The 22,175-nt window shown below is 59.4% G+C and carries 11 protein-coding genes and 1 pseudogene; 8 read left to right on the forward strand and 4 right to left on the reverse strand.

Annotated features, from left to right (window positions below; translation table 11 throughout):
* Positions 1–9 precede the first annotated feature (9 nt).
* Complete coding sequence (locus B5527_RS43645) at positions 10–162, forward strand: hypothetical protein (RefSeq protein ID WP_154072118.1); 153 nt, start codon at positions 10–12, stop codon at positions 160–162.
* A gap of 755 nt (positions 163–917) precedes the next feature.
* Here B5527_RS43645 and B5527_RS43650 read toward each other — a convergent pair.
* Both B5527_RS43650 and B5527_RS09060 read right to left on the reverse strand, forming a co-directional pair.
* Positions 918–1,310 carry a hypothetical protein gene (locus tag B5527_RS43650; RefSeq protein ID WP_154072119.1) on the reverse strand — a complete coding sequence of 131 codons (393 nt, stop codon included), beginning with the start codon at positions 1,308–1,310 and terminating at the stop codon, positions 918–920.
* 1,037 nt (positions 1,311–2,347) lie between these two features.
* On the reverse strand, positions 2,348–3,022 hold the full coding sequence (locus tag B5527_RS09060) for a winged helix-turn-helix domain-containing protein (RefSeq protein WP_172842519.1): 675 nt from the start codon (positions 3,020–3,022) through the stop codon (positions 2,348–2,350).
* 1,878 nt (positions 3,023–4,900) lie between these two features.
* Here B5527_RS09060 and B5527_RS09075 point away from each other — a divergent pair.
* The 5 genes from B5527_RS09075 (at position 4,901) to cydB (ending at position 12,036) form a co-directional block, all read left to right on the forward strand.
* On the forward strand, positions 4,901–7,759 hold the full coding sequence (locus B5527_RS09075) for a PAS domain-containing protein (protein WP_079600986.1): 2,859 nt from the start codon (positions 4,901–4,903) through the stop codon (positions 7,757–7,759).
* Positions 7,756–8,421, forward strand: a complete 666-nt coding sequence (locus B5527_RS09080) for a response regulator transcription factor (RefSeq protein WP_079600987.1) — start codon at positions 7,756–7,758, stop codon at positions 8,419–8,421. The genes B5527_RS09075 and B5527_RS09080 overlap by 4 nt, the downstream gene beginning before the upstream one ends.
* Positions 8,422–8,747: 326 nt before the next feature.
* Positions 8,748–9,128: a response regulator transcription factor gene (locus tag B5527_RS09085; RefSeq protein WP_079600988.1), complete on the forward strand. Its 381-nt coding sequence runs from the start codon at positions 8,748–8,750 to the stop codon at positions 9,126–9,128.
* A 500-nt stretch (positions 9,129–9,628) separates the two neighbouring features.
* Positions 9,629–11,041: a cytochrome ubiquinol oxidase subunit I gene (locus B5527_RS09090; protein ID WP_079600989.1), complete on the forward strand. Its 1,413-nt coding sequence runs from the start codon at positions 9,629–9,631 to the stop codon at positions 11,039–11,041.
* 2 nt (positions 11,042–11,043) lie between these two features.
* The gene (cydB, locus tag B5527_RS09095; RefSeq protein ID WP_079600990.1) at positions 11,044–12,036 is read left to right on the forward strand and encodes a cytochrome d ubiquinol oxidase subunit II; all 993 of its coding nucleotides are present in this window, start codon (positions 11,044–11,046) and stop codon (positions 12,034–12,036) included.
* A 234-nt stretch (positions 12,037–12,270) separates the two neighbouring features.
* Here the strand turns inward: cydB and B5527_RS09100 are convergent, their stop codons facing one another.
* Complete coding sequence (locus B5527_RS09100) at positions 12,271–12,627, reverse strand: hypothetical protein (protein WP_079607173.1); 357 nt, start codon at positions 12,625–12,627, stop codon at positions 12,271–12,273.
* A gap of 537 nt (positions 12,628–13,164) precedes the next feature.
* Here B5527_RS09100 and fdhD point away from each other — a divergent pair.
* A pseudogene (gene fdhD, locus B5527_RS09105) lies at positions 13,165–14,010 on the forward strand (formate dehydrogenase accessory sulfurtransferase FdhD).
* Between the two features lie 57 nt (positions 14,011–14,067).
* Here fdhD and B5527_RS09110 read toward each other — a convergent pair.
* On the reverse strand, positions 14,068–19,941 hold the full coding sequence (locus B5527_RS09110; RefSeq protein ID WP_197689294.1) for an ATP-binding sensor histidine kinase: 5,874 nt from the start codon (positions 19,939–19,941) through the stop codon (positions 14,068–14,070).
* An 819-nt stretch (positions 19,942–20,760) separates the two neighbouring features.
* Between B5527_RS09110 and B5527_RS09120 the strand changes: the two genes are divergently transcribed.
* On the forward strand, positions 20,761–22,164 hold the full coding sequence (locus tag B5527_RS09120) for a cytochrome B6 (protein WP_245332554.1): 1,404 nt from the start codon (positions 20,761–20,763) through the stop codon (positions 22,162–22,164).
* The last annotated feature ends 11 nt before the right edge of the window (positions 22,165–22,175 follow it).

The raw sequence follows: 22,175 nt of genomic DNA on the forward strand, positions 1-22,175 counted from the left end.
AGTCGCACCATGAAAACGTTTTTCATCATTTTTGTGTCGGCGCTGATTACCATCGCCTTCGAGGTCTATTCAGATGCCGAGTTGACGAGTGCACAGGTTTCGCGCACTGTCGCTCCGGACCCCGCGACAACGGCCATCATCCATGGGGTCAAACACGGCTAGGCGCCCGCGGTCGGTGAGAGCCTTGGGTATCATCCGGCCCTGGTATCCGTCTGTTTTTGGATCCCTTAGACGGACGCGGAACGCTGCTGCTGCGCTCCAGATTCACATTACTTGCCACCGAGCCGCCCGAATTCAGTCTTGAAGATTGGATCACATCCGGATCCAAACGGCAGGGGCGTTGGGATCGAGAATGTCCAGGACGATATGGTTCGCCCTTTTTTGTTTGATTGGCTTGGGCGCCGCGATTGCGATCAAGGCCGCTACGCCGCCGGCTGAGCAGGCGCAGCATCAAGGCAAGATGGAGCCGGCCTTTGCACTGAACGAATCGGCGAAGTCCGACAGGCTGGAACTGGCCGACACTCCTGGGGAGACCGGGATTGTCGTGCCAGCCACCGGGACGAGGCCTGTAGAAACTCCATCGGTCGTTCCCGAGACCGGGCCTGTGGAAACTCCGTCGGCCAGTCCCGAGACGAGGCCCGTGGAAACTCCATCGGCCAGTTCCGAGACGACCAGGAAGATTGCGAGCAAGCATTGGCAAGACGCCAATGCCCGGATTGCCCCGGTCGCGCCGCCTCGCAGGCATACGAAGAGCAAAGAATCGAAGAAAACCGTGGGCGAATATCCCGTGAGCGCAAAGGCCGAGGTCTGGCATTGCCGGCAGGACGCCGTGGGCAGTCTTTTAAGGTCTTTGGACCTTTCGCCACGGTGCAATCTGTAAATCGCTCCCGAGGCGCCATTTTAGAGCGCGACACGAATCATTGTATCGTTTCGTGAACGTCGCAAATGGGCGTGTCCGGTGTCGCCATGACTTCGGCGATAACGTTATAAGATACGTCGATAGCGCCGGGCTTTGTCGGATCGACCTTAACGGACTTAACGTGCAACGTCGCGCGTACCAACCGACCGTCGCTCAAGGTGATCTCGGTGACGCCGTGACGAACGCTGGAAACCGTCGTTTCGGGACGCCGCCCGATCTGAAATGAAAACGGTCGGGTATATCCTATACGCATGACATCCACCTTTGTTGCGGCGATTTCGTACCAATCCCGCCGATTACTGATTGGTTCCAGTGATGCGAACGAATCCTGGGCCCTCGCACCGAACCCGGTTTCAAGCGCGCAAAGGCCCGGTGTGGCGACGCGCCGCACGTGATTGCCAGCTGCACCGGATTCGACTCAACTCGCGCCTTTGAGCTTACACGAAGTATTGCAGGTAACATCGTTACCGTTCATGCAGGCTTTGCACACATCAACGCACTGACTGAGCTTCCTTGCATCAAACTCAGTGTATCGCTGGGCGATGCAAGCACGTTGCTGATCCGTGTACTCGACTTCTTGCGAACATGATGCCAGGCAGATAGCGACTGCCGGCAAAATTATTGCGCTTCCCAGCTGCACGATGTGGTCTCCGTTGCTCGTGATCGCCAGTATAATCTGCCATTGGCCCGAAACCTGGTGTCACACCCTCGCCTGTTTTCCGCGTCGAGTGACAATCCGGGTCGGAAGCGGCAACACGTCAGGTCAAGTCAAAAACGTCAGGTCAATAAGAACGCACTGCCAACGCGATACGGTCACACCGAATTAATAGCAACTTGCGCGTGCAAGTGGGAGAAGAAATCACGTCCGGAGCGGTAGCCACGAACGATTTGGCAGGCTGCCGTTATCTGGAAAGACGATGCTGGAAACGAAATTCCATCAGTCCGACCTCTTCCATAGCGCTCCCTGCTTTGCGTCGGAGACTATGAAGTGCAATCTTGGACGCCCGCCCATCGCTGACGAGATGATCGGGCAAAGGTCCCGACTTCTGCGCAATGACATTTGTGCCACGTCGAAATGCGAACGTCTGCTTTGCCCCCGGGCAACGGCCTTGGCGATGACCTTTTCCGTCAATTCAGCGTTTTAGCAGCATCGCTTAACGAGGGCCTGGATCCGAAACTCCGGCGGCCTTACTTGAGCGTGCGGCCGCTTCTCCGTTCGCGGAGGTCTCGATGCACATGATTGCCTGATCCAGGCTGGACCGAGGCCGGATTCCGGAGTCATCACATCACGAGTCACCGTGACGCTGGTTTCGCGAGAGCTGGTCCGCCCCGTTGCTGCGCCCAAACCGGAAATGCACAAGCTATCGAAGATAAATCCGCAACGAGACCGTAACGCTTATTTATGCAAGCTGTCCCGTGAAATCTGGGTCACGGTTGCACCCCTCTTTCGATCGACCGCTGATAATTTGCCGCGAGGGCCAGATTTCCTGATCGTTCGACAGGTCTCGACGGTGAACTCTCCGGGAGGGGAGTCGCACGTAGAATGAAGCCGATGCCACGGGCGTTGTGAATCATGGGCGGCTCATTTGGCCCGTCGACCTTCCGACGCAGGCGGCCCATATGAACATCGACAAGGTTGGTTTCAGGAACGAATTTATAGTGCCATACCTCTTTCAAGAGAGTTGCCCGCGTCAGAAATTCGTCGCTCCGTTGCATCATGTACTTGAGTAACCGAAACTCGCGTGGCCGCAGATCGATCTGACGGTCGCCACGCTTCGCAGTTCGATCGAGCAGATCTAGCTCCAGCGGTCCCACGCGCAGTACCGTGTCGCTCGACGGAGCTGGCGGTTGGACCAACGGTTCTCCGCTCGATATCAATTCAACCATCGCGAGCGGCTGTTTTGAGCAGTCGTCACGTCGCAAGGAATATCCGCGCATTCGATCAACCATCTTCTCGAGTGTGCTCGAGAGCAGTGAATGAATATCGGCTCCTTTGGAGACAAGATCCGCCGGTATATCTTTGACGAGGAAGCGCACTGAAATGGGCAAGCCGTCGATATCGGCCGCAAGCTCCACCATTTCATTCTGCTGCGCTGACGGCATCCGCGTGCTTCGATGCTGTCGAAGTCTAGATGAATTCAGCAAATGTATGGAGGCTGATCGTGGTTCCGAAGGCGTTGGATCAATGCCGACGAATGCCGTGTCGATCCGATGGGGGGCGTTACGGCTTGTGTTATGAGCTCTCATCGCAATGTCCTTCCTTCAGTGCCGACCCGTCTCCGACGGGCCTTCTTGGCTCGATCAACCCGGACGAGGTGATATTGGCTCTGATCACTTCGAGCTGCATGTGCGGCGCAGCGTTGGCATTCGCCGGGAAATCATAAGGCTAGTACATCAACAGTTTCCGTTCGCGTTTTCCGGTAGCCACCAAATAGATTGATGTCAGGGTGGCCACCACGATGGTTATCCGTCGATTCTGGCCAAAGGCCCGGCTAATTTGGCCGTCGAGGGTTCATGATGCTCTTGCCTGCTTTTCGAGAAGCAGGAACGCGCTTTTGCAGTGATCTGCGTAGCAATTGTGACTGCAGTAGGTGAGGTCCGTCCCGATTTCTCGGAGGTAGCCTGCTTTGATCGGCTGATCGCACATCACACAGAGGGTTTTCGGGCGGGGCGTCCTGCCATTCACCAATACGAATTTCATGTTGCGTCTCCCAATGCGAAGCAGAACTTGGTACCGGACGGGTGGTTCTCGTGCAGGAACTGATCCTGCCGCGTGTTGCTCACCGCAACGGCTGTCAGGCGGCTTGGAATCGAGGCAGCCATCTACGGTCGCCTTCCTGGCGGATTTTGAAGCGATCAGCGCACTTCTTTGAACAAAGGGCGGTTCGCCAGGAGTAGTGCCGAACGAGACCAAACTTTCCGTCACAGATCGCGCAGCGTTTCGCTGCGCCGTTGCATTGATACTGAGGACTGTTGCGCATTTGTGCCTCCTGCTGACCTTGCGTGGGTACTGCGTGGTGGCCGCCTCTTGCTGGCGCCCGCACCTGAAACGAGCCTTTGGGACCCTGGTGGTCTGTCAGATCCGGCGCGGCCCATGCGGAATTCCGGCCGTCGGGTCTAATGCGGTTGCGCTCGATCGTTTTGGCGGGGGTCGCGGACATCTTCCACCTGCTATCTGCACTTCCAGATTAGCAGCGAGATAAGACGATCGAGGCTGATGACTCAATCGTACGTGGGTAAGCGTACGCTATCGAAAGGAATCGGAGGAGTTATACGGAGGTTTGCGTATTCGTCCTTCAAGTTCTATGCCTTCGGGTGTCGGGGTCGAGTGTCTCGACGGACTGCTCCGGGCGGCACATCCTTTCGCGCAGTAGCGTTGATGCAGGATGTCGTGGTTCCTGTGGGGAAGGGGTGGGCGGCTCCCGCTTGCTGTTCGCCTCTAATAAGCGCCGGCAATCTGCCGCGGCGCGCTCGATTGGCTGGTCAATGTCAGAGCGGATTCCCGCAATTTGAGAACGCGGCGAAGCTACGTGGGATGCGGTAGCTCGCATAGATTGTGGGTAGCCAGCCGAAAATGGTACGCTCTTGCAGGCAGAATTGCCCGCACGAGATTCCCGCGGTTGGTTCGATTTTGCGCAGATTTCACCGGAGTTTCGAGAGGCGTCGGCGCGGGGAACCGTGTTCGCCGCCCGCCGTGGGGGCAATCGAATTGCCGGATTTCTTTAAAATGCTCTAATCTTGCGTGCCGAAGACCCGGGACGCTCTGCTCATGACGCGTAACCAGATCACGAATTTCCGAAATTCGGCCGGACAGTGTTCCCCGGCAGCATTGCGCTGGCAGTGGTGCTTCGGCGCTTTTTTGGCGGCACGTCGACTTTGCGTGGACCGCAATCGGGTTCTCTGTCGAGAACGCGGACCGGCGGTTCATACCATTCTTCGCCAAAAAATCGAGCGGCTACCGTTCGAGCGTACAAGCTCTTCGTGGACGACGCGTCCAGCGATTTTGGGTTCGGTCAGACATTTCAGCTTATCCTGTCCGCCTCCAGCGTGGAGGGCGTCGTGATACAACTCGGCAGCTGTCAGCAGCCCGATTTTCTCAGCGGGACGAGCAAGGAGATGATTAAACCTGATCTCACTGAAAGGCCGCCAATACCGTCCACAATTTCTTGCTATGCAATCGCGGTCTTGTCGGTCGCCGTGGCGATAATTGCTACGGAACTTATATCGCGTCTATTGCATGCCGAGGCCATCGCATCGTCGATGCTTTGCGCTGTTATTTTCGCCGCATGGTTTGGCGGTTTTGGCCCGGCGCTGATGGCGATCACGCTCGCCCTCCTGGCTTTCCATTATTACCTGGTGGACCCAATTAGTTCATTTACCTGGAAGCAGAATTTATTCGCCGTGGGTATTTCGGAGGTGCCGCGTCTGATCCTGTTTTGCATTACATCTCTCTTTGTTGCATTCACGATTTCGGCGCAGAGAAAAGCCACAGAAGCTGTCCAGCGTTCCCGCGATGGCCTCAAAGTAGCGATTGAGGATCAAAAGCAGTTTGAAGCCGCGCTGCTGCAAAGCGAAATGTATCTGACCGAAGCGCAGCGATTGAGCCGCACCGGGAGCTTCGGATGGAATGTTTCCAACGGAGAAATCGTCTGGTCAGACGAAACCAACCGTATTTTTCAAATTGACCGAACGACAAAACCGACCCTGGAATCTATTGTCCAACGCACCCATCCGGAAGACCGCGCCGCCGTGCAACGGACCATTGACCGTGCTTCCATCGACGGAAATGACTTCGATCACGAATATCGCTTGCTGATGCCGGATGGCACAGTCAAATATCTCCATGCCGTGGCGCGCGGTGCGAGAGATGCGTCTGGCGGTATCGAGTTTGTTGGGGCGGTGATGGATGTGACGGCTGCAAGGGAAGCGGAACGGAAGTTGCGACGCAGCGAAGCCTATTTGGCCGAAAGCCAGCGGCTGAGTCATAGCAGCAGTTGGGCCTGGGATGTGCGCCGTCGAGAGTTCGTGTATCGGTCGGCCGAAGTATATCCGCTGTTTGGGTTCGATCCGGAAAAGGCCGATGTGCCGATGCAAGCATTCCAGGATCGTATTCTTCCCGAAGACAGGCGCCGGATTATCGAAGCGGTGCCCCGGGCCATCCGGGACAAGGCGGACTTCGAAATTGATTTCCGGATAGCTCTTCCTGACGGATCGACAAAGCGCGTACGTTCCGTGGGGCACCCCGTCGTAAGTAGCGACGGTGACGTCATCGAAGTAATCGGTACGCATGTCGACGTCACCGAGCAGTACGCTGCAAGGGAGACGCTGCAAAGGGCTTTTGACGAAATCAAGAAATCAGAAGATCGCCTTCGACTGGTCATCGACACAATCCCGACGCTGGTCTGGCGCGCTGGACCGGACGGGAACCCGGATTTTCTTAGTCAACCAGCCCTCGACTATACCGGCCTCTCGCAGCGCCAGGCCGGGGATGGCTGGCTTCGCGCTTTTCATCCGGACGACTTGACGAGCATGTTGGAAAAGTGGCGCGCAATTCGCGAGTCCGGTATGCGAGGCGAGCTTGAAGCTCGGCTCCGGCGCTTCGATGGTGAATATCGCTGGTTTTTGTTCCACGCCGAGCCACTGTACGACGAGGTGGGTAACATCACCAAATGGTACGGGTCGGCTACCGACATCGAGGATCGCAAGCGAGCCGAGGAGGCACTTCGCGAGAGCGAGCAGCGTTTTCGCGATTACGCCGAGACGGCTTCCGACTGGCTCTGGGAGACCGGGCCGGACCACCGCATCACCCGCATATCGGACCACCTCAATGCCGTCGGCTTCGGGCCCTCAGGCGTAATCGGCCTTGCTCGCTGGGAGGTTGCAACGGATGCAGAATCGGAACCGGAAAAATGGCGACTGCATCGGGCGACCCTCGACGCACATCACCCATTTCGCGATTTTGTGTACACCGTAAAGGGGATCCGATCTCCGGTATACGTCCGAACCAGCGGCAAGCCGTTTTTTGACGCAAGCGGCAATTTTCTTGGTTATCGAGGCACCGGCACCAATATAACAGCGACGATCCGCGCGGATCACGCCGAACAGGCACTGCGCGAGGCGCAGGCGGAACTCGCACACGTAACGCGTATGACGACACTGGGCGAACTGACAGCCTCCATCGCCCATGAAGTGAACCAGCCGCTCGCCGCCGTGATCGCGAACGCGGAGGCCTGTCTCAGCTGGCTCGACCGCGCGAATCCCGAGATGGACGCAGCGCGCCGCTCGGTAGAATGGATTATCGATGACGGCAACCGGGCGGGTGAGGTGATCCGGCGTGTCCGGGCACTCGCGAAAAAGGGTGACATCGAGAGGGTGCCGCTCGACGTCAAAGACGTCGTCAGAGAAGCCATCGCGCTGGTACAGCGCGAGCTAATTACTCGCGGGGTATCATTGCAAACGGATCTGGCGCCGGATCCAGCCATGATCCTTGGTGATCGGGTTCAACTGCAGCAAGTGGTTGTCAATTTGGTGATGAATGGTATTGAAGCAATGCATCCGGTCACGGATCGACCGCGGGAACTGGTGATCCGAACAGGCCGGGACGAGGCACACCGCGTGTTCCTAAGTGTGACGGACCGTGGCGTGGGGATTTCCGCCGATCGTGCGGACCGGCTGTTTAAAGCCTTCTTCACCACCAAGTCCAGCGGCATGGGTATGGGACTCTCAATCTGCCGTTCGATCGTGGAAGCCCACGGGGGACGTCTGTCGGCTTCCCGTAATGAGGGGCCCGGCGCGACGTTTCAATTCGTGCTACCCTCGCATAAGGAGGATGCGTCGTGACCGAGCGCCCCAAATCTTCGCATGTGCCCGCCAGCGCCACGGAGCCTATCGTCTTCGTTGTCGAAGACGACGCGTCTGTGCGCAGAGCGCTCAGCAATCTTTTCGAATCGGTTGGGTTGAAGGTCGAGGTGTTCGGTTCGGCGTCCGAAATGCTGCAGAGCAAGCTTCCGGATGTCGCCAGTTGCCTGGTCCTTGACATCAGGTTGCCAGGATTAAGCGGTCTGGACTTCCAAACCGAACTAGCCAAGGCGAACATTCATATTCCAATCATCTTTATGACTGGCCATGGCGACATTCCGATGACCGTCAGGGCCATGAAGGGGGGAGCAGTCGATTTTCTGACCAAACCGTTTCGTGACCAAGAGATGCTCGACGCTGTGGTGATGGCGATCGAGCGGGATCGGAAGCGACGCCAAGCCGACACGATCGTCGCGAACTTGCAGGGCCAATTTAAGACTCTGACTCCCCGCGAGCGGGAGATTCTGGCTTTGGTATCGTCTGGCCTCATGAACAAACAGGTAGCCGCCGAACTTGGGCTTGCTGAGATTACCGTAAAGATCCATCGGGGGCACATTATGAAGAAGATGGGTGCGAAGTCGGTGGCCGATTTGGTGATAAAGGCTGAAGCGCTCGGAATCCGTCGCGCCAAGCCTGGCGCATAATTGAGGACCATTGGGCGAAGGTACACGGGCCAGCGCTTTTGTCCGTCTGGCGCTATCCGTTCGAAGCAGGCTTGGGCAGCGGAACTCGACAAAACGATCAACAGCTAGAAGGATCCGATAGCCGCGGATGATATCGGGTACGGTCGTTGAGGATTGGGAGAGCCAATTCGATTTTGCCTGGATAAGCACGCTCGTAATTCCATATCGAGTTCATGCGTGCACAAACCTAAGTATTATTTCACTATCTTGATTGGAGGCTCACCTTTGGGTTGGGGGACTGCTAAGCTAAGCATCTTGCCCTCGCGTCAGGAAGGCCCGTATTTTCAATGCTTACGGCGATTTCAGTCATTGATGACGATGCCTCCGTGCGCGCCGCGACCAATAATCTTCTCAACTCGCATGGGTATTTGGTGCACACGTTTGAGTCTGCCGAGGACTTCTTGCAGTCGGCGCATCAGAACGATTCCTCGTGTGTTGTTGCCGATGTGCAGATGTCCGGTATGAGCGGTTTGGACCTTCTGGTTCATGTGCGCACTCGCGGTAACGACGTGCCGTTTATTTTTATCACGGCCTACCCCGATGAGAGCGTCCGCGCTCGTGCGCTGAAAGCAGGGGCCATCTGCTTCCTAGCCAAGCCCTTCGCCGGACCGGTGTTGATCGAGTGGGTCGAAAATGCCCTGAATCGACATGGCGGAGCCGGCAACTGAGACGGTGAACGCCGGCGCATTGCGTCGGACGCCGGCTCCGACGTCCTTTCGACTGCCAGGAACGGGTTCCGTCGCGGCTAAGCCCCGCGCAGCTCTTCGGCAAGCCAGTTATTTAAAGCGGCGGTCCGTGGATGCTCGACCAGGGCATGGCCGCGGCGTGCGGAGGCCGCGTCATACCGATCGGTTGTTGCCGGTCGACGATATGATTGGCTGGTCTCTCGATGCCTGTGCGAGAACTATCGGATCCTGCGCGAAACCGTCATCCGTTCCGGTCTGTCTGGAATAAATTCCCCCCAGCGTGACGCAGAGTGATGGATTGTGGCCGAGAACAGAAGAGCAATTGCTGATCAATGATTCTCTTGATCCGCTTGTCGAAAACCCTAGACCACACGGCCGTTTCCGTTCGAATTTAAAAAACTAAAAGCGAATTTAATGGCGTCCTCCCTTGTCCCACGACCAACTTACGCTCGCTGCCCTCGTCCCCGGTCGGGAGAATTGCAATGGATGTGACGGCGCTTCTCCTGTCGCGACTTCAGTTCGCTTTCACCATCGCGTTCCACATTATTTTCCCGTCGTTCACGATCGGGCTTGCCGCGTGGCTGACCGTCCTCGAAGCGCTTCATCTTAGAACCGGGCGCCCGGTCTATCAGGTGCTTTTTGAATTCTGGCTGAAAATATTCGGTGTGGCATTCGGCCTGGGTGTCGTATCCGGGATCGTGATGGCATTCCAGTTCGGCACGAATTGGAGCGTGCTGTCCAAAATGGCCGGGCCGATCCAGGGTCCGCTCCTGATGTACGAGACCTTTACGGCCTTCATGCTCGAGGCCTCGTTCTTCGGCGTGCTGATCTTTGGGCGCAGCCGTGTGCCTCCGTGGTTCTATTTGTTTTCGACCGCGATGGTGGCGCTGGGGACCACGTTTTCGGCGTTCTGGATCATGGTCAATAACAGCTGGATGCAGGTGCCATCGGGTTACGTCATGGAAAATGGCGCCTTCGTCCCAAATGACTGGACCAAGATCATCTTCAACTCGGTGGTCTGGTCGCGATTTCCACACATGTTGCTGGCTGCCTACCTGACCGGTGCCTTTTGCGTTGCCGCAACCGGCGCTTGGTATTTGCTACGGAGGGAATATCACGCCGAGTCGCGCATCATGCTGCGCATGGGCCTTGGCCTCGCCGCCGTGGTGATGCCGATCCAGCTCTTCTTCGGGCATCTGAACGGTATCTATGTCAACACCTATCAGCCTTCCAAGATGGCTGCGATCGAGGGACGTTGGGATGACGAGAAACCGGGTTCCGAAGTGCTGTTCGCCTGGCCGGATGTGGAGAACCGGCGCAACCTGTTCGCGATCACGCTGCCGCCGCCTTTCGGCAGCCTGATCGATTCCGACAGTCTCACTGCGGCGGAAACCGGACTCAACAGTATCCCCCCGGAAAACTGGCCGCCGGTGGTCATCCCGTTCTTCAGCTTCCGCATCATGGTCGGATGCGGTCTGGTGATGCTGGGGCTCGCCTGGCTCGGCACCTATCTGAGCTTCAAGCATCGGCTGGCGTACATTCGTCCCCTGCTTTGGCTGACTTTCCTGAGCTTTCCACTTCCCTTCATCGCGATCCTTACCGGCTGGTTCACCGCTGAAGTCGGTCGTCAGCCCTGGGTGGCCTATGGGGTGCTGCGAACCGCGGATGCCGTGACGCCGTTCTTGACGACGCGCGCGGCAGCGAGTTCGCTGGTGCTCTTCTGTGCGGTCTACGCCTTCATCTTCCTGTTCGGCACTTTTTACATTTATCGGCTCATCCGCACAGGTCCTCGTGGACGGCTGTTCGAGGTTCCGCATCTTGCCGTCCCGAACCGGCCGATGTCGCTGGCCACCGAAGATCTGATCGAACGCAGCCCCGTCGGCGCCGGAGAATAACCATGGTCATGTTCTGGGTTTTGCTTTTGGCCATCAGCATTCTGCTCTACGTGCTGCTCGACGGCGTCGATCTCGGCGTCGGCATGCTGTTCGGACTGGCGAGCAGCGAAGACAGGCGGAGCGCCATGCTGAGTTCCGTCGCGCCGATCTGGGACGGCAATGAGACCTGGCTCGTCGTCACCGCGGTGATCCTGTGGGGAGCTTTCCCGGTCGTCTATGCGACGTTGCTGTCGGCGTTCTATCTTGCCCTCATCATCATGCTGCTTGGCCTGATCTTGCGCGGTGTGGCGTTCGAGTTTCGCTACAAGACGCAGCGGCTGCGATGGATTTGGGATTTGAGCTTTGCCGGCGGATCTCTGATCGCGACTTTCATACAAGGGCTGACGGTCGGCGTCCTGGTGCAAGGGTTGCAGGTTACGAATGGCCAATATTCAGGTGGTATGTTCGGCTGGTTCACGCCGTTTGCGGCGCTATGCGGCATCGGCCTGTGCCTTGGCTACGCCCTTCTCGGTGCCTGCTGGCTGGCCAAGAAATGCGACGGCGAGGTTCGCGATGTGGCCCATCGGCAGATTCCCGTACTCGCGGGCGGGGTACTTGTGTTCCTCGTGGCCGTCTTCGCCTACGCTCTCGCCGAGAACCTTCCAATCCTGCATCGCTGGATCGACCGGCCCTATCTGTTCGTATTCCCGGCGATCGGCGCGGTGGCGGCAATCGTCCTCGCGCTCAGCATCCTCCGTCAAAACGACCGTTGGCCGTTCTACATGGTCGCAGTGATCTTTGTGTCGGCATTCGGCACTCTGGCACTGTCCTTCTGGCCCTACATCATCCCGGGGGTCATCACCATCGACGAAGCGGCCGCCCCGCGGTCCAGTCTGATGTTCATGTTCTGGGGGTGCGGGCTGATCGTCTTTCCACTGATGCTGCTCTACACGGCCATCAGCTACAGCGTGTTCAGAGGCAAGGTCAGCACAACAGCCGGATATGGACACCACTAGCCAGGTTTCAGGTGAAACCGGTGAGTGCCGGAGACGTCGTCGCAGGCATCTCGCCGCTGTTATCGCCAATTTCGTCCGTACGCGCGCGATTTCGAACGGCTACGGTTCAAGGCGACCACTCGGGTGAGTTGGGTTCGCCCGGTAGAACTGGCGCTTTGCTGCGCCAATTCTCCGAAGCGAGCCCATCGAGGCAGTGAAAGCCGCGCGCTCGCGACTTCCGGATTGGTCTACCACTCAGTAGTCGCAGTTGTACTGCCACGTGTATGACGTGTAATACGGGCAACCGAGACCATAATCGTAGAAGCCGCCGTCAGCGAAACGGCGCCTTCCAAAGTGCGTGTGGCCAGCGTGCGCCATGTGACCTGCGCCAAAGCCACCAACGTGGCCTGCGCCAAGACCTCCGATGCGACCCCCGCCGAAGCCGCCGATGTGGCCTCCGCCAAAGCCGCCAATGTGGCCGCCACCGCCGCCCATATGGCCGCCACCACCACCGTGTCCTCCGCCACCGCCGCCGCGGGCTTGCGCAGCCGTGGCAACAAGGCTGCCGGCAAGCACAGCACTTGCCAAAATCACCATCACTCGTCGTCTCATTGTACTCTCCATTGGGATAGGCGAACGTCCGCCGCTCGTTGGACGTGGGTCCGTCTCAGGAAGGGGAGCCAACGTCGCGATAGAGTGGAGATGGGATTTCTTGCCTGTCGTCTCTACTAAATTCTCGTTCAATCATCCGGGTCTAATACCAGGCGCCCTCGAACCAAAGGTGGCACGCACCCGATCAACAACCGGGCCTCAAACGAAGGGAACGGCGACGCTATCCCAGTCCACGCAATAGGGGCCGGATGGTTACCGGGAGTTGGAAGCCGCGCAGTTTGACCCGTGTCCGCTTCGTTCAGGAGGAGGGCACAAGGCGGAACGTGCGATTCATCGAATTTCCAAAATCTAAATTCGTTTTTAGTTGAGAAACCGCGTCAGACCGTGACGTGTACTTCCCGTCGCTCTCGACTGGATCAACGAGATGACCGGAAAAATTATTAAGGTCAGTTGAAAGGTGTTCGATATGCATAGGCGGGGTGTTCGGGGAAGCCGTTCGCAATTCACCGCGCGGCATAACCCCGAACGGAGCAATGCGTGATGGAGCCGGCCCGAATCGTCCATCGCCAGATTTGGCGAGAAGGCAATCCGAGCTTGGGCAGTCGTTCGATTCCCGAATAGACCGCGGTAGCGCTTACATATAACGGCGGGACCTATGCGGTCATGATGACGACGCCGCTGGATATGGAGGATTTTGCGATCGGCTTTAGCCTGAGCGAAGGTGTCATCAACGCTTCTGCTGATGTCGACTCATTAGACATCGTGGGTCTCGATGACGGTGTCGAATTGCGGATCTGGCTGAGTAAGCCCGGGGCCATTCGCCTGCGGGAGCGGCAGCGGCGTATCGCGGGACCGACAGGGTGCGGATTGTGCGGCATCGAATCGATCGCGGAAGCGACGCGCCCCGCGGCGGTTGTCCTGCATGGTCGGCAATTCTCGGCAGAACATATCATGGCTGCCATGCAAAGGCTGTCGTTGCGTCAGAAACTCAACATCGAGACGCGCGCGGTACATGCAGCGGCGTTTTGGAATGTCACGAGCGGCATCGTCGCGTTGCGCGAGGACGTTGGCCGGCATAACGCGCTGGACAAGCTGTCGGGCGCACTGGCGCGCGCTTCGATTGTGGCGAACGAGGGGATCATTCTTCTCACCAGCCGGGTTTCAGTGGAGATGGTGCAGAAAAGCTCTGCGATTGGGGCGTGCGTGATGGTGTCGGTTTCGGCGCCCACCGCGCTGGCTGTTCGCATGGCGGATGCCGCGGGTATCACGCTTGCTGCCATCGCGCGCGCGGACGGCTTTGAAGTGTTCACGCATCCGCGCCGAATTTCATTTGGAACCGCTGCCAACACTGCTATCGGTGAGGGCCCTGTTCTCGGTGCATAAGCTTGCGAACGAGAACCTCGTTGGCGCGGGAAGGGCCGGCTGCGCATGCGCGCAACCTCACAATGCAGGATCTTCGTTCATCGGCAGGGTGAACTGAAACGTGGCACCGTGGGGTACGTTGGCCGTGGCCCGCAGCCGGCCACCATGGGCTTCCACGATCGAACGGCAGATCGAGAGTCCCATGCCCATGCCGCCGGATTTGGTGGTGAAGAAGGCGCTGAACAGTCGGTCCGCAGCCTCGGCGGAGATCCCGATGCCGCAATCCGCCACACTGATGAGCGCTTGGCCTGGCCCGTCCTGGCCTGATCGGACCACCAGTTCGCGCGGCCGATCCGTGACCGCTTGCATCGCTTCAATGCCATTCATCACCAGGTTGATGATCACCTGCTGCAGTTGGACCCAATCACCAAGGATCATGGGTAGAGCCGGTGCTAACTCCATTCGCAACAATACCCCATGGCTGATCAACTCACGCCGCACCAACGGGATGGTCTCCCTCACGATGTCATTGACGTCGAGCGGCACCTTCTCAAGGGTGGTCTTGTTCGCAAGCGCCCGGACGCGCCGGATCACCTCGCTTGCCCGATTGCCGTCATTGATAATCCATTCGACTGAGCGGCACGCTGCGTCCACGTCGGGAGTTCCGCGGCGCAGCCAGCTTAGACCGGCCTCGGCATTGGCGACGACGGCGGCGAGCGGCTGGCTCACTTCATGGGCGATCGAGGCGGTTAACTCGCCCAGCATCGTCACGCGCGTTACGTGCGCGAGTTCCATCTGCGCTTTGCGCAGCTCCTCTTCTGCGTGATCTGCGCGTATATTTGCGGTAATGTCGGTGCCCGTGCCCCGATAGCCGAGAAAATTTCCCTTTGCGCCGAAAATCGGCCTGCCGCTCACTCGGACATATACTGGAGATCCACTCTCGTTAAGGGTGCTATAGACGAAATCGCGAAATGGCTGATGTGTGTCGAGCATCTCCCGATGCAGTCGCCATTTTTCGGGTTCGGATTCTACATCCCTTGCAATTTCCCAGCGAGCCACGCCAATTGTCAGTGAGGGCGCGATACCAACCGCATCGAGGTGCTCCGATATGCGGGTGACCCGGTGATCCGGTCCGGTCTCCCAGAGCCAGTCTGAGGCCGTTTCGGCATAGTCGCGAAAGCGCTCCTCGCTCTCGCGCAACTTCTCTTCTGCCTGCTTGCGGTCGGTCATGTCGATGATAAAGGCAACCCCCTCGTCTCGATTCCACTCGAAAAGCGCGCCGGCGATCAGAATCGGCACGCGGCTGCCGTCTTTGCGGGAATACTCCTTCTCGTAAGGCCTGCAACTCCCGGTGGCTCTGACCTGAGCCAACGCATCCTGGTCGGCGGCGACCCACTCGGCGGGCGTCAGCTCCGCCCACCCTATTCCACTCGCGATAAGCTCTTCACGGCTGTAGCCCAGCATGTCGAGAATGGCTTGGTTGGCTTCGATGATCCGGCCCTGGAAATCCCAGATCATGACCCCGATGATATTCGAATCGACCATGCGGCGGATCCTGGCCTCGCGTTCCCGGAGATCGTTGTACAGGCGCGCGTTCTCCAGCGAGATCGCCGCTTGCGACGCCAGCAGTTCCAGCAGCGAGGTCCGGGCGGGTGTGAACACGCGCGAAGTCAGGTTGTTCTCGAGATAGAGCACCCCGATCAGCTTGGTCTGTTTCACCAGCGGCAGGCAGAGCACCGACCGGGGGCGTCTCTCACAGATGTACTCATCTGCCGAAAACGGATTTGGCGCCGAGGCGTCATCAAGGATCACGTTTTCCTGCGTCCGCGCCACGTAATGCAGCACGGATTCGGGAATCTCTACCGATGAGGCGGCCGACCCGCGCAGCGTGACCTCAAGCTGGCCGCGGCCGGTCGTCGCTTCCGCCACGATCCGTGGCTTGTCGGCTGGGAACAGGATGAGCAGGCCACGCCCGGCGCCGGCATGTTCGACTGCGATCCGCAGCAGCGTCTCGATAAGCTTGTCGAGGACGATCTCGCCCGACACCGCCTGCGCGGCCTTGAGCACGGTCCTGACATCCAGCTGCTCGACGGGTGCGCCAATGGTCGTGGTGGGAGATGCAGCGACAGGCGCCTCGCGAAGATGCGGATCAAGCTGTTCGAGTTGCCGCACCTTGCCGAACGCGCCCCAGCGCAGATAGCAGCGCCGCGCCTCCCGCAGATAGGCGTGGGCGAACGTATCGAAGCCGCGCGTCGCGTAGAACCGCGCGGCTACCTCATGGGCAAGGCCCTCGTTCTGCACGAAGCCGTGCTCGCGGGCGGAGCGGATGGCCGCTTCGTAGAGGCGTTCGGCGTCCAGTTCGCGCTGTTCCAGACGCGCGAGTTCGGCGCCAACCAATGCCGCCCGGTTTGCGAATGCGGCAGGACAGTTGTCTGCCCAGACCGCTATCTGCTTGAGATGCGATGCCAGGGCTTCCAGGTGCTGGAGCCGCTCGTCGGGCGCGGCCATATCGCAACACGCCGCTCGCGCAAGCGCCGCGTAGAAATGGTACTCAGCCAACTCGAATTGCGTCGGCGTCGTCCAAAGCACCGATGCAGCTTTCGATGCAGCCACAACAGCCGACGCAAAGTCGCCGGCGTAAACGCACGCTTGCAGCTTGCGAATCCAATAATAGGACGCGCCGATGGCCAACTGGGGTTTGCTCTCGAGGCGTTGCTCGAAGCCGCCCTCGTCGAACTCCGCGCCATCGAAGGATGTGACGGCCGGTTTCAGTCCACGGAGCATGCGGATCAGCCTGAGCTGCCCGGTCATGCAGTCGCTGATGAGTCCGAACGACATCTTCCGTACGAATTCGAGTCCATTCTCGGCCTCCCGCTCGGCTTCACCGAGCGGATCTCCGGCCGCGAGAAAATTCGTGACCAGGTCGACGCAGCTATAGGCTACATAAGAAAGATCACCGGCCTCCTGCGCCGCCTCGAAAGCCCGCCGCAGAAGGCCGCGGCTTATCGACAGGTTCTGCGTCCAGTTGACGACGTGGACGGCAAACACGAGGTAGACACGCGCTTTGAACCGGTCGAGCCCGCGCTTTTCGACCAGATCCAGGCCAAGACTGCCGAACCGGAATCCTGCCGGGTAGTCTCCGAAGTACATTCCCAGCACGCTGCCCAGCCACGCGTAGGCGAGGCATGATCCGTCGCTGTTGCCATGCTCCAGGCTGAGGGCCGCCATCCGACAGACGACGAGGCGGAAGAGATTCTCTTCGGTGAAAAGGGCCGGCGACGTGAGCATCGTGAGCACGTCCATGGTCGCGCGCCGGTCGGGATCAGTCATCAGCGGCAAGTCGACCAGCGACTCGATCGAGTCGGACCCGAGCCGCTGCAGCAGCCGATCATGAGCCTGATGGACGTCCTCCGCTGTCGGGTGCAGCGGCCACCGTCCGTCATCGACCCGCCGCAGATAGTCCAGGCCTACCTCGACCGCGCTGTCGCTATGGTCCAGGGTCGTGTAGAGATTGAGGCGCACGCAGGTGACGGCGGCAGAGTCGACGATGGTCCGCGCGCGGGTTGATAGCAACGAGAGCCGTGCTTCAGCCGACGTCAACTGTCCGGTCAGGTACTCGCACTCCGCGCGTTCGAGCCACAGGCTGAACGTTAAATCGTAGTGGCTGTCCCAGTCGCTTTCGTCGAGCAGGGCCATGCCGGCCCCGAGATAGACGCACGCGGACGCATAGGCCATCGACGCCTTGGCCTTTCGCCCGGCGCGCAGTTCGATCGTCGCCACCTGCGCTTTCTCATCCCGGTCGACCAGAAGCGTGGCGCTCCGGTTGAATTGGTTCGCGACATCGAACAGATGCTCGGCGCGCTCGTCCGCCGTCATGCCTGCCAGGAGCGCGCGGCCGATGCGCAAATGGACTTTGGCACGGTGCTCTTCGGGAGTCAGTGTGTAAACTGCCTGCTGGATACGGTCGTGCAGGAATTTGTAGGCGCTACCCTGATGGACGACGAGGCCAGCGCTGACGGCTTCCCAGAGTGCCTCGTGCACCGCCCCCTCTTTTCCCCCGTGAACAAGGGTTAGAGTGGCGATCTCGGTGACGTTGCCCAGGCAGGCGAGCTGTTTTAGGGCTTCCTGGGTAGTGGCGGACAACCGCTTGAGCTTGCGGGCCATGAGATCTACGACGTTGTCGGTGTAGCTCTTGGCGCGGATGCGATCGATGTTCCATTGCCACGCTTGCGCGGCTGGGTCGAATGCGAGCAGTCCCTCGTCGGCCAACGCGATAAAGAACTGGATCGCGAAGAATGGATTGCCAGCAGTTTTCTCGTGCACCAGCTGTGCCAGGGGCCTCGCGCGCTCCGGCCCGCAATGCAGGGCATCGGCGATGAGCCGGTTGAGATCATCGAGCCACAGGGGTGCCAGCACGATCTCACGCACCCTCACATCGGCATCGCGGATTGCATCGAGGGTCCGCAGAAGCGGGTGCGCCGGGCCGACCTCGTTGTCCCGGTAGGCCCCAACCAGCAGCAGGTGCCGCACCTCTGGATGCGTGACCAGATGCTCGAGGAGGCCGAGCGTTGCTCTATCCAGCCATTGCAGATCATCGAGGAACAGCGCAAGCGGGTGCTCTTCGCGCGCGAACACCCCGAGGAAGCGCCGGAACACCATCTGGAAACGGCTCTGGGCGTCCTGCGGCGGCAGCTCCGCGACCGGTGGCTGTTTCCCGATCACGAGTTCCAGTTCGGGTACGAGATTGACCATGAGCTGACCATTCGGGCCCAGCGCCTCGCTCAGGGAGACTCGCCAGCGACCAAGCTCCACCTCACTTTGGCTCAGGAGCGAGCGGACCAGGCCCTGGAAAGCCTGGCCTAGGGTCGCGTACGGGATGTCGCGCTTGTACTGGTCGAACTTGCCGGACGCGAACAGGCCGCGCGACGGCACCAGCGCCCTGTGCAGCTCGCTCACCACCGAGGACTTGCCGATCCCGGAATAGCCGGACACCAGCACGAGCTCCAAGGTGCCGTCTGTCACGACCCGGTCGAAGGAAGCGAGCAAAGTGTCGATCTCGCGCTCGCGCCCATACAGTTTCTCGGGAATGAGCAAACGCTCTGGCGTATCATGCGCGCCTAGCGCGAACCGATCGATGCGGCCGCATGAATCCCAGGCGGCGAGGCATCTTCGAAGATCAGTCTCGACACCAGCGGCAGTCTGGTAGCGCTCCTCCGCGGTCTTGGCGAGGAGCTTCATCACAATGGCCGACAGCGGCCCAGGAACGCCCCCAATCCGCTCGTCGGGCGGCATGGGTTGCCGCGCGATTTGGCAGTGCACCCACTCCATCGGATCGGCGGCGGTGAAGGGCAGCGTCCCCGTCAGCATCTCGTAGAAGGTGACACCCAGTGCATAGAGATCGCTGCGGGAGTCCACCGAGCGGTTCATCCTGCCGGTTTGTTCCGGCGCCATATAGGCGAGCGTCCCGGCGATCACCTCCGGCGGCGCCGGAGCTTGATGCTCGCGTGGCAGACGCGAGGCAATGCCGAACCCCGTCAGCCGCACGCCGCCGCCTGCCGCGTCCACCAGGATATTGGCCGGCTTGATGTCCTTATGGATAAGGCCGCGCTCATGCATCTGACGGAGCGCCCCCGCAAGAGGAATCGCGATGCGCAGGAAATGCGATACCTCCAGTGGCCGGCCGAGCAGTCGGTCGGCCGGCGCACCGCCGGGATCCTCTAGCACCAGCGCCATGCCGCCATTGTAGTGCGTCAGCGCGATTGGTCGCGCCGCCCATTCAGCGTCAAGTTCAGCTTTCAACGCATATTCGTGTTCAAGCCGCTCGATGCAACCGAGCGACGTTCCTTCCGCGGCAACCAGCAGGATCGGCGCCAGGCCGTTGCCGGAACCCCGGTAGAGCGAGAGGTCCCCCTCCCGCAGCGGCGAGAATGCGTAGCCTGAGAGCTCCTTCACGAGGGCCTCCTGCCAGGAGGACTACTTTAGTACATTGATTAGGTTATGTTTGCTCTCGCCCGTCAATCCAAAAACCGACGCCAAAAAAAGCGACCCTATCACGGTCGGTGCCGTACACGGCTGGACGATGACGAAAACCCTGCTTGTTAGTGGGCACCAGGTCCCGATCCGGATCGACCGGCCAGGCTGATCAAATCCACCTAGCATGGTGGCGTCACTCTTCGGCGCCGATTCACAATCCCGAGTGCAAAAGCCCCCGATGATCTCCTCGATGTCATTCAACGTCGGCCGGCCGCCCTCGCCGCAATAAAAGCTTCGACCCCCCGAGGCAGATGCGGCAAGCGATAGCTGCAAGGCGCACATGTATTTGTTCTATGAGACCTGCATCAAATTTCTCAGACTGGGGCAGTAACCCGCCGGCAGCGCTGCACTACGCACCTGATGATTGCATAAAATAAAATTTAGTTTCCCGAGCTACAATTTAATGTCGGCGGCAAGCCATCTGTTTATTTTTCGCTGCCAGACACCCAACCAGGATACCCCACCAAACGCGCTTTGTTTGGCAACGATGTTTCGGAGCACGCCTACCATTTGAACGACCAGAACGGCCGCGCTGACTAGGAATACCGTCAACCGGGCGAAGATCGCGCAACGCTGTACGGCAGCGAAAGCGAAACCTTGGGAATTTTAAACCTTGGGAATTTGATACCTGCACATCGCCGATTGCCGGTGTGAGAAGCGCTGACCATTTGCGCGCCCGAGCACCGCGTGGGTGCGCGTTCGGTTGTTCCATCAAGGGGCAGCATCAGGGAGCGTGCCATGATCCTAGCGAAATCCCGAAAACTTCTGGCCGGCGTGGCCGCGGCCACCGTCATCCTTGCGTTCGGCTTTGCCTACGCACAGCAAGGGCCACGCGGCAAGTCGAGCTATATGCCGGTCGACATAGAAGAGCCATTCTCGGCGATCTTCGCCAGGCTGTCCGCACAAAAACCCGATGTCACGCGCGAGCACATGGCGCTTCTCAACGAGCGGTATGACCTGAGCGATCGGCCGGCGTCCGGCGTCACCATGGATCGCACAAAACCGGTGCAGGAAGGCGTTCGCGTCAAGCTCCCGACGGGAAAGACGTGGGAGGCTCTTGCGAATATGAGCCCGGAGCAGATCCGCGAACAGAACGCGTTTCCCAAGGGATTTTATCCGTTACCCCATCCGAAGCATTCGGCAGGCGGCTTCGTGTTTCCGCACTTCGTGATCGACGAGATCAAACGGCAGGAGGGACGCGATCTCACGCGCTTCGACGTCGAGTACGACATCCCCGATCATTTCCTGCCCGAATTCCCGCCGCCGATGTACCTCAATCAGCGCACCGACCTCGGCGACGTCTCGCAAGGCAAGCTCGTCACCATTGAGAACTATTACGAGCTGTTCAACGGCATTATCCCACCCAAGCAGCTGGACGGCCTCCGCCTGCTCGTTACTGCGTTCCCGCAGCAGCAGTTCAATCTGACCGAAGACCGTCGTTCCGAACTGCCGAGCCGCGGCTCGGCGTGCTTCGACTGCCACTCCAACGGTCACACCAACAAGGCCACGCATCTTGCTCCCGATGCGCGCCCGGAGGAATCCCGCCATCGCATCGTCACCCCGAGCCTGCGCGGCGTGCAAATCCAGCGGCTGTTCGGCTCGCAGCGTGCGCTCAAGACCATCGAGGATTTCACCCAATTCGAGCAGGCCGGAGCGTATTTCGACGGTGACAACGTGATCGCCACCAAGAAGGGTCTGAACCCCCTCGATCGGATCAGCCAGGTCGACCTGATGGCGGAATTCCAGGAGGAACTGGGCTTCCCGCCGGCACCGAAGCTTGACGTGTTCGGCAAGCTCGATCCTGCCAAGGCCACGCAAGCCGAGCTGCGCGGCCAGGAGATATTCTTCGGCAAGGGCCGATGCGAGTCATGCCACGCCGCGCCCTATTACACCGACAACCTGATGCACGATCTCAAGACCGAGCGTTTCTTCAAGCCGGAGATGATCAACGGCTTGAATGAAGTCGGTGACGGCGCCGTCAAGACCTTCCCGCTGCGCGGCATCAAGGATACGCCGCCCTACTTGCACGACGGGCGTCTGCTGACGCTAGATGATACGGTTGAGTTCTTCAATCTGGTGCTCGGCACGAAATTGACCGGTGAGGAGAAGCACGACCTGGTCGCGTTCCTCCGCACCCTCTGACCTGCACGCCA

Source organism: Bradyrhizobium erythrophlei, assembly GCF_900129425.1.
Lineage (GTDB): Bacteria > Pseudomonadota > Alphaproteobacteria > Rhizobiales > Xanthobacteraceae > Bradyrhizobium > Bradyrhizobium erythrophlei_C.

Excerpts from the sequence above, each read along its gene's own strand:
- B5527_RS09120 (WP_245332554.1), top strand. The coding sequence starts at position 20,761 with ATGATCCTAGCGAAATCCCGAAAACTTCTGGCCGGCGTGGCCGCGGCC.
- B5527_RS43645 (WP_154072118.1), top strand. The coding sequence starts at position 10 with ATGAAAACGTTTTTCATCATTTTTGTGTCGGCGCTGATTACCATCGCC.
- B5527_RS09090 (WP_079600989.1), top strand. The coding sequence starts at position 9,629 with ATGGATGTGACGGCGCTTCTCCTGTCGCGACTTCAGTTCGCTTTCACC.
- B5527_RS09100 (WP_079607173.1), bottom strand. The coding sequence starts at position 12,627 with ATGAGACGACGAGTGATGGTGATTTTGGCAAGTGCTGTGCTTGCCGGC.
- B5527_RS09060 (WP_172842519.1), bottom strand. The coding sequence starts at position 3,022 with ATGCCGTCAGCGCAGCAGAATGAAATGGTGGAGCTTGCGGCCGATATC.
- B5527_RS09085 (WP_079600988.1), top strand. The coding sequence starts at position 8,748 with ATGCTTACGGCGATTTCAGTCATTGATGACGATGCCTCCGTGCGCGCC.
- cydB (WP_079600990.1), top strand. The coding sequence starts at position 11,044 with ATGGTCATGTTCTGGGTTTTGCTTTTGGCCATCAGCATTCTGCTCTAC.